The organism is Mesorhizobium sp. B4-1-1, assembly GCF_006439375.1.
In the GTDB taxonomy this organism is placed as follows: Bacteria; Pseudomonadota; Alphaproteobacteria; order Rhizobiales; family Rhizobiaceae; genus Mesorhizobium.
Window position 1 is genome coordinate 39,799 of record NZ_VFTH01000029.1, and the last position, 12,367, is coordinate 52,165.

The window sequence follows — 12,367 nt, forward strand, 5'->3', positions numbered from 1 at the left end:
CGCTCGCTTTCACGGACCCGACATGCCGCTCGACGCCATCCGCCAGCAGATCCGCGCCAATTATTTGCCCGACGAAGACGAGGCGGTGAAGCGCCTTTCGGCGACGGCGGGCTTGTCGGACGAGGAGCGCAAGGCGATCTCGGCCCGCGCGGCCGACCTGGTGCGCGCGGTGCGCGGCTCGACCGATCCCAGGCTGATGGAGGTCTTCCTCTCTGCCTACGGCCTGTCGACCAAGGAAGGCGTGGCGCTGATGTGCCTGGCCGAAGCGCTGCTGCGTGTGCCCGACACCGAGACGATGGACGACCTCATCGCCGACAAGATCGCGCCGCATGACTGGTCGGCGCATTCGGGCGGCTCGAGCTCGATCTTCGTCAACGCCTCGACCTGGGCGCTGATGCTGACCGGCCGCGTGCTCGACGAAGGCGAGGGCGGCATCGAAGGCACGCTGCGCGCCATGGTGCGCAGGCTGGGCGAGCCGGTGATCCGCAAGGCGGTGGCCGCCGCCATGCGCGAGATGGGCGAGCAGTTCGTGCTCGGACGCACCATCGCCGAGGCGATCAAGCGCGGCCGGCCGATGACGCAGAAGGGCTATCTCTATTCCTTCGACATGCTGGGCGAAGCGGCCCGCACGGAAGCCGATGCCCTGCGCTACCACCGCGCCTATGCCGACGCGATCTCCTCGCTCGATTCCGGCTCCAACGGGCCCGACATCCGTTACAACCACGGCATATCGGTGAAGCTCTCGGCGCTGCACCCGCGCTACGAAGAGGCGCAGAAGGAAAAGATGCTGCCGGTGATGGCCGAGCGGCTTCTGTCGCTGGCGCTAGCGGCGCGGCATTCGCGCATGGGCCTCAACATTGACGCCGAGGAGGCCGACCGGCTCGACCTGTCGCTCGACGTCATCGAGCGCGTGCTGGCCGAGCCGGAGCTCGCCGGATGGGACGGGTTCGGCGTCGTCGTCCAGGCCTATGGGCCTCGCGCGGCCTTCGCCATCGACTGGCTCTACGCGCTCGCGAAAAAATACGACCGTCGGATCATGGTCCGGCTGGTCAAGGGCGCGTACTGGGACACCGAGATCAAGCGGGCGCAGACGCTCGGCCTGTCCGGCTATCCGGTCTTCACCCGCAAGGCCAACACCGACGTTTCGTATCTGGCCTGCGCGAAAAAGCTGCTGTCGATGACCGACCGCATCTACCCGCAGTTCGCCACCCACAATGCGCATACCGTGGCGGCCATCCTGTCGATGGCGAAGGACCGCGACAGCTTCGAGTTCCAGCGCCTGCACGGCATGGGCGAAGCGCTGCACGAGACGGTGCGCCAGGCCGAAGGCACGCGCTGCCGCATCTACGCGCCGGTCGGCGCGCATTCCGACCTGCTTGCCTATCTGGTGCGGCGCCTGCTGGAAAACGGCGCCAACTCCTCCTTCGTCCACCAGTTGACCGACGAGGAGGTCGAGCCGGAGGAGATCGCGCGTGATCCGCTCGAGGCCGTCGAGACGCAGGGGCCGGCCGCCAATCCGGCGATTGCGTGCCCCGCCGCGATTTTCGGCGCCGGACGCCGCAATTCCAGGGGCTTCGACATCACCGATCCGGTGACGCTGGCGGCCATCGACAAGGCGAGGGCGGAATTCGCCGGAACGGACCGCTGGCACGCGAAGCCGGTCACGCGCGCCGCCGGCTACGGCAAGCCGCGCCAGATCGTCAATCCGGCAAAGCCCGACGAGGTCGTCGGCACCGTGCACGAGGCGGCGGCCAAACAGGTGGCGACCGCCGTGCGCATCGCCGTCGACGCGCAACCCGCCTGGGCGAAGCGCCCGGTTGCCGAGCGCGCCGCGATCCTCAACCGCGCCGCCGACCTCTACGAAGCCAATGCCGCCGAATTCTTCGCTCTCGCCACCCGCGAGGCCGGCAAGTCGCTGGCCGACGGGGTCGCCGAGGTGCGCGAGGCGGTCGACTTCCTGCGCTATTACGCGACCGAGGCGACTAATGCCGAAGCGGGCACGCAAGCGCGCGGCGCGATCGTCTGCATCTCGCCGTGGAACTTCCCGCTGGCGATCTTCACCGGCCAGATCGCCGCGGCTTTGGTCACCGGCAATTCGGTCGTCGCCAAGCCGGCCGAGCAGACGCCGCTGATCGCCTTCCGCGCCGTCGAGATGCTGCGCGAGGCCGGTGTGCCGGAGGACGTCATCCAGCTTCTGCCGGGCGACGGCCCGTCGGTCGGCGCGCCGCTCACCGCCGACCCGCGCATTGCGGGTGTCTGCTTCACCGGCTCGACCGAGGTCGCCAAGCTGATCGAAAAGCAGCTGGCCGAGACCGCGGCGCCCGATGCCATGCTGATCGCCGAGACGGGCGGCTTGAACGCGATGATCGTCGATTCCACCGCGTTGCCGGAGCAGGCGGTGCGCGACATTCTCGCCTCGGCCTTCCAAAGCGCCGGCCAACGCTGCTCGGCGCTGCGCGTGCTCTACGTCCAGAAGGACGTCGAGAAGAAGATGCTGGAGATGCTGAAGGGCGCGATGGAAGCGCTCACTATCGGCAATCCCTGGGCCATCTCGACCGATGTCGGCCCGGTCATCGACGATGAGGCGCAAGCTTCGATCAGCGACTATTGCAAGAAGAAAGGGCTGGAAGGCCGGCTGATTGCGAAGTTGGAAGCGCCGGCAACCGGCCGTTTCGTCGCGCCGCATGTCTTCCGCGTCAAAGGCATAGAGGAAATGGAGCGCGAGGTGTTCGGCCCGGTGCTGCATGTCGCGACCTTCGATGCCGACGAGATCGACGCGGTGATCGCCGCCATCAACCGCAAGGGCTACGGCCTGACCTTCGGCCTGCACACCCGCATCGAAGGCCGCGTCCAGCATTTCGTCGACGGCATCCATGCCGGCAACATCTATGTCAACCGCAACCAGATCGGCGCCGTCGTCGGCTCGCAGCCTTTCGGCGGCGAGGGGCTGTCGGGCACCGGCCCAAAGGCCGGTGGGCCGCATTACCTGCGCCGTTTCCGCAAGGGGCCGGAGGCAGGCACCGAGGTTGGCGAGGGTCACAAGGTGACGGCGACGGAGCTTGCCGACAATTTGCCGGATCCGACGCTCGGCGGCTGGTCGACGCGGCCGGATCGCGTGGCGATCCTGAGGAAGCATCTGCGTGGCAAGGGCGCGGCGGCAATCGCCGCCGCAGCAAGCCTCGATTTCGGCCAGGTCGACCTGCCGGGACCGACCGGCGAAGCCAACACGCTGTCGCTGTCGCCGCGCGGAAGGGTGCTGTGCCTCGGCCCGGATGCCGAGACGCTGCTTTCCCAGACGATCCAGGCACTCGCGGCCGGCAATGCCGTGCTGGCGGTAGCGCCGGGCGCTCCGGCGGCGCTGTCGGCGCTGACCGGCAAGGGCCTGCCGCTGGCGGCCATCGACGGCCGGCCCGATCCGGTCGAGGCGCGCTCGCTGCGGGTCGATGTCGTCGCCTTCTCCGGCACGCCAGAGGCGGCACGGATCGTGCGCAAGGTGATCGCCGAGCGCGCCGGGCCGATCGTGCCGCTGGTCAGCGAGGTGCTCAACCCGGCGGCTTACGCGCATGAGCGCGCGGTCTGCGTCGACACGACGGCCGCAGGCGGTAACGCCAGCCTGCTGGCGGCTGCATAACAGGCGAGCAAGGCTGGAAGCGCCGTCGCGAACCGGCGACGCTCAGGCGCCTTCGACGACCGAAAAGCCCTCGAATTGGGGATGGCCGAGATAGTGCACTTTCGAGCCGCCGGCATTGCGATGGGCGGCGCGGAAGTTCTCCGATTTCGTCCAGGCGACGAAATCCTCCTGGCTTGCCCAGACGGTGTGCGAGGCAAACAGCGTATAGCCCTCGATATCGTTGACCGGACCGCGCAGCAGGTGGAATTCCCTGAATCCCTGCATTTCGGAGAGGCTTGAATCGCGGTTCTTCCAGACGTCCTCGAAGGCTTCTTCCGAGCCGTTCTGGACCTTGAAGCGGTTCATGGCGATGTACATCTGGTTCCTTTCGAAATGGATGAATTCTTAGGATGGCGAAGTTTCAAAAAGGGCCGATCCGCGCCTTGAACACCCAACTTGATTTTCCGGTCTCGGGCGGAATGGGAGGGAACGGTGCCTGCTTGCGCACCAGCGTCAAAGCGAACTGATCGAGCTCGGCGGACCCTGAACTCTCAGCGAGCTGCAGGTCGCTGACGCTGCCGTCGGCCGCGACGACGAAAACCACCCTGGCATTGTTGCGAGCCTTGGCCTGGATCGATTTCGAAACGCGACGGTTGGCGCGGGCAAGCTTCTTCTGGATTTCACCGCTGTAGCGGGATTCGAGCGCATTGCCGGCGGCCTGTTTCTTACCCTTGCTGGCGATGACCGGCGCATCGCGCGTGTCGCCATCCGCCGTGCCGCGCGGTTCAACGGGTTCACTTGGCCCCGCCGATCCGGCCGGCGCGCTCGATGTCGCGCTCGGGACCGGTGATTGCCCAGGCTCGGCAGGGGGCGCTTGTGTGCTTTGCGGCTCGATCGCGGGCGTCGGCTTGCTGTCCGTGGGGACGCTCCGATCATCGTGGCGCGGCGTGGCGGCTGCCAGGATATCCGGCGTCGGGGCCGGCTCCTTGACGGCTTCCGGCGGAGGCCGAGGCGTCACCTGTTCACTGACCGGTTGCGGCGGAGCGGGCTGGACGGCTTGGCGTTTTGCCGGTTGCGGATCCGGCACCAGGGTAACATCCACCGCGCCGGACGCCTGGTCATCCAAGGCGCTGCCGATGACGTTGGCGCCGGACTGGTCGGCGCCCTCGGCCCTGATCGGGTCCGCGGAGTCGAATGTCCCCGCGGGTGCGATCAGAAACGCCGCCGCGGCGGCGCCGTGGAGCAGGCCGGAGGCGATGATCGCCACCGTCCATCTGCGGTCTCGCGCGGATTGCCGCGTCCGCGTGAGCGGCTCGGCCGGCTTGATCGCCAGTTCACTGCCTGCATCGGAAGGGTGATCGATATCCTGCATGTCTCGCGCCGAGACCTGCCGCACGTGACAAGGAATTGTCAAATCAAGATCGGTTGCCGCCCATGGCGGTGGACCGCAGGCAGGCCACGCCATTGCGTCAAGCGGGAAGGCCGGATGCAGTCCCACCCTATACGCCGAAAGCGATGGCGGTCCTGGTCGAGGTTTTCAGGCCGCGCATGCAGGCCGCCGGCTCGAAGCCGTTGCCGGCGCATTGCGTCGCGCCGTTGATCAGCACGCGGCTGAGCTTGCCGCAGTCGGCGCCGGCAAGGTCGAAGCGGGTGACCTTGGTCTTGCCTGCCGGCAGGTCCTTGAAATCGAGCACGGTGAGACGGTCGACGGCGCCGGCCTCGTTGAACAGCGCAATCTCGAAAGCCGCCTTGGACAGGTCGGCGCCGAGCGCGTTGTTGACGACGAAGGTAAGCCGGCAGCCCTTGTCCGAAGGCTGCGCCGCATTGAGCTCCAGGTTCAGGGCCGGAGCCGGCGCGGACTGGGCCCACGCCGGCACCATCGCAAACGTCGAGGTCAGCAGACGAAAGGATGCCGTGAAGCGTTTCATGTCTTCCTCAACCTCCAAAGCGCATGGTTGCCGCCAGCTTCAGCGTGACGCCGGGTTCGTAGAGAACGGTGGTCGTGCTTCCGTTGAGCGGGTTGGTGTATTTGACGTCGAACAGATTGTCGGCGCGGAAGTCGAGCTTGAGATTGTCCGTCGCCTGGTAGCTGGCGAAGGCGTTGACCAACGTATAGTCCTTGGCCACCGGATTGCCCTTGGGCTTGCCATTGTACTGCACTTCGCCGCCGACGGTCAGCTTGTCCTCGAGGAAGCGCAGGCCGAGCTGGGCCGTCACCTGGGAAGAGGGGGCGGTGGCCAGGTCGGCGCGCTCGCCTTCATAGGAGATGGTGTGCCCATTGATGATGGAGGCGGACAGGCCGGCATAGCCCCAGCCGGCGTCGTAGACGCTTTCCAGCTCGAAGCCGTTGATCTTGGCCTTGGCGAAGTTCTGGTACTGGAAGCAGATCGGAATGCCCGGGCCGAACGGGCAGCCGCTGGTCGGATCGAAGGGCGAGAGCGTCACGCCGTCGATGTAGTCGTCGACATTGTTGTTGAAATAGGCAGCCTTGAGCCGCAGCGCGTCGCCGCCCTCGATGATATCGTTCTGCTTGTAGTTGACGCCGAACTCGACGGTCTTGCCGGTCTCGGGCTTCAGGTTCGGGTTGGGCAGGAACGGGAAGCTGACGCCGGCCGGATGGTTGCCGCTGATCAGCGTCTCGGTCAGCGAGGGCGATCGATAGCCTTCCGCATAGGTGCCGTAGAATTGCAGTCCGGCCAGGCCGGCGCTTTCGAAGGGCGAGACGCCGATGGTGATGCGCGGCGATACCCGGTCGCCGGAGGTCTCATTCGTGTCGTCCTTCAGGCTGTAATTGTCGTAGCGCAGGCCGCCAATGACCTCGAGCCACTCCCAGGTCAGCTTGTCCTGGATATAGGCGCCGGAGACGTTGCGCTTGCCCGATGGCGTGTAGAAGTTGTCGCCGCCGACCGTGCCGCCGGTCTCGACATCGTCGCCGACCCAGTCGCCGCCATAGGTCAATTCGTGCGCGACGCTCGCCGTCTCGAAGCGCGACGTGTTCCAGATGTCGATGCCGGTCGTGCCGACATCGAAAGTGGACAGCGAGCCGGCCGGCAGCACCACGGGCAGGCCGGTGGTCGGATCGAAGCGATTCTGCGCGGTGAGCGTGGTCAGGTCGAGAACCGTCTTGTTGTAGGAAGCGTTGATGTGGAGGTCGAGCCAGCTCCTGGCATCGTCGGTGATGTTGTAGCGGGCCGTGAAGGTGTTCGACTTCAGATCGACGTCATTGGCCGGCACGCCACCGCTGGTTTCCGTCCATCCGTCGCCCGAGCCGACCCAGCCGAGCTTCAATTCGCTGTCCTCGGTCGGGCGTATGGTGGTCTTGAGCAGGCCGCTCAACACGTCGAAACCGGTGCCGGCAACGGTATCGCCGCCGCCATTCTTGTAGTCGTCGTAGTCGCGGTAGACGATGTTGCCCAGAACGTCCCAGTTCTCGTTGATCCGGTAGGCGCCGGTGGCACTGGTGGTCCAGCCCTTGCCGTTGCTTTCATAGCGCCCGGTCAATGATCCGGCCCAGGTCTCTTCCGGCTTGAGGAAATCGGCTGCGTCCTTGGTGTCAAAGAAGACGACGCCGCCGATGGCGCCGGAACCGTAGGTGTTGGCGACCGGACCGCGGATGACGTCGACCGACTTGATGAGCTCGGGATCGACATAGAAGGTCGACTGCGTGCCGTGGTCCGAGCGCTGGAAGTCCTGCCGGGCGCCGTCGACGATGACCGCGACGCGGCCGAAATTCTGCAGGCCGCGGATGTTGATGCTGGAGCTGACGCGGCGCGCGTCGGCCTGGACGGCGACGCCGGGCACGCCGAGCAGCATTTCGTTCGGCGTGGTCGCCATGCGGCGGTCGAGTTGCTCCTGGTCGACATGGCTGGCCGAGGCCAGCGACTGGATCGCCGTTTCGCCCGTGCGGCTGATGACGAGGATCTTGTCGAGCAGGGTTTCTTCGGCCGCGGCCTTTTCATCAGCCTTCTTTTTCTGATCGGCCTGCTGCTGGTCGGCCGCCGGCTGCGCGGCCTGCTGCGCTTTGGCGGCGGGCGCGCCAAGCGCGATCACCGCCGAACCGGCCATCAATATCGCCATCGCCCGCGCCAACGATCGGAAGCCCGGGCCCGCGCTGTCGCCCGCCAGGCCCGTCCGTCCCCAAGTCACCAACCCCATGCCCCAACTCCAGATTCAGGCTCACAGCTGGCTGGCCAGTGGCTCGCTCGCATTTTTGATCACGTCCGGCGTCTTAAATCTTGACTCATTTAGTCCTGTAATGCACTGACTAGTAAACATGATTATTCTAGTCAAGAATTTAATCGGCATTTTATGAGGCTGCGGCCAAGGTGGCCGTCAGAGGAAAGGACCGACCCGATGAACACGCACAATCCCAACGATTTCCGCTATCGCGTCAGCCGCCCGGAGGACACGCAGATGCGTTACGAAAGGATGCCGTTGGCGGTGAGGACGCTGTCCAGCAACACGCTGTTCCAGGGCGAGCACGAGATCGGCATCGAGCATCACGGCGCGCTTTACCGCCTGAAGATCACCCGCCAAGGCAAGCTGATCCTCAACAAGTGAGGATCGGCGGTGGGACAGGCGAGCATTGATCAGACATCACAGGTGGAAGACAACATTGCAGGTGGAAGTCATGGACCGGCGCGTTAAGCCGTCGCCGGAGGAAATCCGGCGGGCGCGAGGAGAAAATCCGAAAATGCGGGAGCGCGATCTTTCGGCGCAATTGGGCATTTCGGAAGCGGAGCTGGTCGCGGCGCATTGCGGCGTCGGCGCTGTCCGCGTCGAGCCGCGCGTCAACGATCTGCTGACCGGCCTCGAGGCGGTCGGCGAGGTGATGGCGCTGACCCGCAACGAAAGCGCCGTGCATGAAAAGATCGGCGTCTACGACAAGGTCGTCACCGGCAACCACAACGCTATGGTGCTCGGCGAAAACATCGACCTGCGCGTCTTCCCAAAGGTCTGGGCGCATGGCTTTGCCGTAGAGAAACGCGACGGCGGCGAAATCCGCCGCAGTCTGCAGTTCTTCGATGCGGCGGGCGAGGCGGTGCACAAGGTGCATCTGAAGCCCGCATCCAATCTCCATGCCTACCAGAAATTGGTGGCGAGCCTCGAATCGCCGAACCAGGAGCCGACAGTCGCGATCCTCCCAAGCGCGGCGGAAGGAGAGGGTGAGGGGCAGGGTTCTGTTGCCTCGATCGACGATCTGCGCGACCGCTGGAGCCGGCTCACCGATGTGCATCAGTTCTTCGGCATGCTGAAGACGCTGAAGCTCAGCCGCCGCGAGGCGGTGCGCATGGTGGGCCAGGATTATGCCTGGCTGCTCGACAACGACGCGGTGAGCGCCATGTTCCATCACGCGGCGGCAGGCGAGATGCCCATCATGTGCTTCGTGGGCAACCGCGGCTGCATCCAGATCCATTCCGGCCCGATCAGGTCGGTCCAGCCGATGGGCCCGTGGATCAACGTGCTCGACGAGACCTTCCATCTGCATCTGAGGGCCGACCACATCCATGAAGTCTGGGCGGTGCGGAAGCCCACCAAGGACGGCCATGTCACCTCGCTGGAGGCCTATGACGCCAATGGCGACATGATCATCCAGTTCTTCGGCAAGCGTCATGAAGGCGAAGGCGAGCGGGAAGACTGGCGCCTCCTGGCCGAGAACCTGCCCCGCATCCCCAATCCGACCGCTGCATGAGGTAGCACCCAATGCGCTTTGTTCTCAGTTTCCGCGCGGCGCTTGCGCCGATGCTCGGTGTCCTGCTCGCGTTCACCGCGCCGCCGGCCGGCGTTAACGAGGGGGTGGCCGTCTTTCCGGACGCCTCGCGGATCGCCTCCATAGGCGGCTCGATCACCGAGATCGTCTACGCGCTCGGCGAGGAAGGCCGTCTCGTGGCCCGCGATTCGACCAGCAACTATCCCGAGGCGGCGGCGAAGCTGCCGGATGTCGGTTACATGCGCGCGCTCTCGCCCGAGGGTGTCCTGTCGGTCAATCCGACCGGAATCCTGGCGCTGCACGGCAGCGGTCCGAAAGAAGCGGTCGACGTGCTGAAGAAGTCGAGCGTGCCCTTCATCGAAGTGCCGGACCACTACAATCATAAGGGCATCCTCGAAAAGATCCGCATCGTCGGCAAGGCGCTGGGGGTCGAGGCGAAGGCGGAGAAGCTCGCCGCGGAGACGGACGCGAAGCTGACGGCGGCTGAAAAGCGGACGGCTGCGATCAAGGAGCGCAAGCGCGTGCTGTTCGTGCTGTCGACGCAAGGCGGCAAGATCCTTGCCGCGGGCAGCGACACGGCGGCCGACGGCATCATCAAGCTTGCCGGCGCGGTCAACGCGGTCGAGGGCTTTTCCGGCTACAAAGGGATGACCGACGAGGCGATCGTCAGCGCAAGGCCGGATGTCATCCTGACGATGAAGGGCGGCGGACCGCCGATCTCGGAAGAGGAGCTGTTCGCCAACTCGGCCGTCGCCTCGACACCGGCGGGCACCAGCCGCAAGATGATCAGCATGTGGGGCGGCTACCTGCTCGGCTTCGGCCCGCGAACCGCCGAAGCCATCCACGACCTTGCGGTCGAGCTCTATGGCAACCAGGTCACGGACTGAGCGGCGATGGTCGAACAGTCCATTGCCGGCGCGGTCAGGGTGATGGCGGCCGATGGCGACCGCTCGGCCCGGGCAAGGTTCGTCATCCTGCTCTTGTGCCTGGCGCTCGCGCTCTGCGTGTCCCTGTCGCTGACGTCAGGCGCCTCCGACGCCTCCGCCGTCCGCGTCATCCGCGACTGGTTTACGGGCGCCATGCCCGCCGACGCGGCGCTGGCCGCGCGCGACCAGTTGATCGTCTACGACATCCGCATGCCGCGCGTGCTGCTCGGCGCGCTGATCGGTGCGGCGCTCGCCGTCTGTGGCGCGGTGATGCAGGGGCTGTTCCGCAATCCGCTTGCCGATCCCGGCCTGATCGGGGTCTCCGCCGGCTCCAGCCTCGGCGCGGTGGCGATCATCGTGCTCGGCACCACATGGCTTGCGCCCGTCACGCTTGCATTGGGCACGCTCGCGCTGCCGCTCGCCGCCTTCTTCGGCGGGCTGGCGGTGACGTTGCTGCTCTATGCCATCGCCACGCGCCAGGGGCGGACGTCGGTCGCCACGATGCTGCTTGCCGGTATCGCCATCAGCGCTCTTGCCATGGCGCTCACCGGCATCCTCATCTTCATGGCCGACGACCGGCAGTTGCGCGACCTGACCTTCTGGCAGCTCGGTTCGCTTGCCGGCGCGACATGGCCGAAGATCGGCACCGTGGGGCCGGTGATCGTGCTGGCGCTATCGGCGATGCCGCTCCTGTCGCGCGGCCTCAACGCGCTGGCGCTGGGCGAAGCGACCGCGGGTCATCTCGGCATTCCGGTGCAGCGGCTGAAATACACGGCCATCGTCGCGGTGTCGGCGGCGGTCGGCGCTTCGGTCGCGGTCAGCGGCGGCATCGGCTTCATCGGCATCGTCGTGCCGCATGTCCTGCGGCTGGCGATGGGCCCGGACAACCGCTATTTGCTGCCGGCTTCCGCTCTGCTCGGCGCCTCGCTGCTTCTGCTAGCCGACGCGGTCGCCCGCACCATCGTCGCGCCGGCCGAATTGCCGATCGGCATCGTCACGGCGGTTGCCGGCGCGCCGTTCTTCCTGTGGATCCTGCTGCGCAAGCGCGGCGTCATTGATCTGTGAGCTGCCATGATCGAAGCGCGCGACATCTCGGTGGCGATCGGCGGCAAGCGCATCGTCTCGCATGTCGATTTCGCCGCACGGCCCGGCGCGGTCTCGGCCATCGTCGGACCGAACGGGTCCGGCAAGACGACCCTGCTCAAGGCGCTGACCGGCGAGCTCGCCTATACCGGCACCGTCACGCTCAACGGCCGCGACCTGTCGGCCATGAGGCCTGTCGAGGCAGCCACGCTGCGCGCGGTGCTGCCGCAATCGACAGCGCTGTCCTTTCCCTTCACGGTGCGCGAGATCGTTCGCCTCGGCCTGATCGGCGGGCGCTCCGGCGTGCTGCCCGGCGAGGATGCGCGTTTGCCGGAGCGGGCGCTGGCGCGCGTCGACCTCGACGGTTTTGCCGGCCGCTTCTACCAGGAGCTTTCCGGCGGCGAGCAGCAGCGCGTGCAGCTTGCCCGCGTGCTCTGCCAGGTCTGGGCGCCGGTGCTCGAGGGCAGGCCGCGCTATCTCTTCCTCGACGAACCTGTCTCCAGCCTCGACGTCAAGCACCAGCTCATCATCATGAACATCGCCCGTGACTTCGCCCGGCGCGGCGGTGGCGTGGTGGCGATACTGCACGACCTCAACCTGACGGCCATGTATGCCGACCGGATTTTCGTGCTTTCCCACGGCCAACTGGCCGCCGCCGGCTCGCCGACGGACGTGCTCAATGACGAGCTGATCGAGAAAGTGTTCGACTGCCGGCTCAAGGTCGGCGCGCTGCCGGCCGCGAACATGCCGTTCGTGTTGCCGCAATCGGCGGCTTAGGCTTGGCGGTGAACTTCGTCATCCACGGGCGGAGCAAGGAGCGTAGCGACGCAGCGCAGACCCGAGGATCCATTCCGTGACATCAACCGAAGAAAGCAGCGGTCCAGAAGGAGCGCTGGCGCTAACGCCGCCAGTTCTGCATCGCTGCGGCGCTCGAACGTTACGGAATGGATTCTAGGGTCTACGCTGCGCCGCTTCGCTCCTTGCTCCGCCCTAGAATGACGAAGTCATGGGCGGCGCCCCACCCGGGAAGTCATGGGC

10 protein-coding genes are annotated in these 12,367 nt (G+C 66.2%); 6 read left to right on the forward strand and 4 right to left on the reverse strand.

Going from position 1 to position 12,367, the window contains the following annotated elements; translation table 11 throughout:
* Window positions 1-22 precede the first annotated feature (22 nt).
* Window positions 23-3,631, forward strand: coding sequence for a bifunctional proline dehydrogenase/L-glutamate gamma-semialdehyde dehydrogenase PutA (putA, locus tag FJW10_RS27600; RefSeq protein WP_140902417.1), 3,609 nt, complete (start codon window positions 23-25; stop codon window positions 3,629-3,631).
* Window positions 3,632-3,673: 42 nt separating this feature from the next.
* Here putA and FJW10_RS27605 read toward each other — a convergent pair whose 3' ends face one another.
* The 4 genes from FJW10_RS27605 to FJW10_RS27620 form a co-directional block, all read right to left on the reverse strand.
* A complete protein-coding gene (locus tag FJW10_RS27605; RefSeq protein ID WP_140902418.1) occupies window positions 3,674-3,988 on the reverse strand; it encodes an antibiotic biosynthesis monooxygenase in 315 nt (104 codons plus the stop codon).
* 43 nt (window positions 3,989-4,031) lie between these two features.
* Window positions 4,032-4,982 carry a TonB family protein gene (locus FJW10_RS27610; protein WP_140902419.1) on the reverse strand — a complete coding sequence of 317 codons (951 nt, stop codon included), beginning with the start codon at window positions 4,980-4,982 and terminating at the stop codon, window positions 4,032-4,034.
* A gap of 127 nt (window positions 4,983-5,109) precedes the next feature.
* Window positions 5,110-5,538, reverse strand: a complete 429-nt coding sequence (locus FJW10_RS27615) for a hypothetical protein (protein WP_140902420.1) — start codon at window positions 5,536-5,538, stop codon at window positions 5,110-5,112.
* A 7-nt stretch (window positions 5,539-5,545) separates the two neighbouring features.
* Window positions 5,546-7,687, reverse strand: a complete 2,142-nt coding sequence (locus FJW10_RS27620) for a TonB-dependent hemoglobin/transferrin/lactoferrin family receptor (protein ID WP_140902426.1) — start codon at window positions 7,685-7,687, stop codon at window positions 5,546-5,548.
* Window positions 7,688-7,963: 276 nt separating this feature from the next.
* Between FJW10_RS27620 and hemP the strand changes: the two genes are divergently transcribed.
* The 5 genes from hemP (at window position 7,964) to FJW10_RS27645 (ending at window position 12,106) form a co-directional block, all read left to right on the forward strand.
* The gene (hemP, locus tag FJW10_RS27625; protein WP_140902421.1) at window positions 7,964-8,170 is read left to right on the forward strand and encodes a hemin uptake protein HemP; all 207 of its coding nucleotides are present in this window, start codon (window positions 7,964-7,966) and stop codon (window positions 8,168-8,170) included.
* A gap of 70 nt (window positions 8,171-8,240) precedes the next feature.
* On the forward strand, window positions 8,241-9,302 hold the full coding sequence (locus FJW10_RS27630) for a hemin-degrading factor (protein ID WP_140902422.1): 1,062 nt from the start codon (window positions 8,241-8,243) through the stop codon (window positions 9,300-9,302).
* Window positions 9,303-9,313: 11 nt separating this feature from the next.
* Complete coding sequence (locus FJW10_RS27635) at window positions 9,314-10,207, forward strand: hemin ABC transporter substrate-binding protein (RefSeq protein ID WP_140902423.1); 894 nt, start codon at window positions 9,314-9,316, stop codon at window positions 10,205-10,207.
* A 6-nt stretch (window positions 10,208-10,213) separates the two neighbouring features.
* Window positions 10,214-11,311, forward strand: coding sequence for an iron ABC transporter permease (locus FJW10_RS27640; RefSeq protein WP_140902424.1), 1,098 nt, complete (start codon window positions 10,214-10,216; stop codon window positions 11,309-11,311).
* A gap of 6 nt (window positions 11,312-11,317) precedes the next feature.
* Complete coding sequence (locus FJW10_RS27645; RefSeq protein WP_140902425.1) at window positions 11,318-12,106, forward strand: heme ABC transporter ATP-binding protein; 789 nt, start codon at window positions 11,318-11,320, stop codon at window positions 12,104-12,106.
* Window positions 12,107-12,367: the final 261 nt, after the last annotated feature.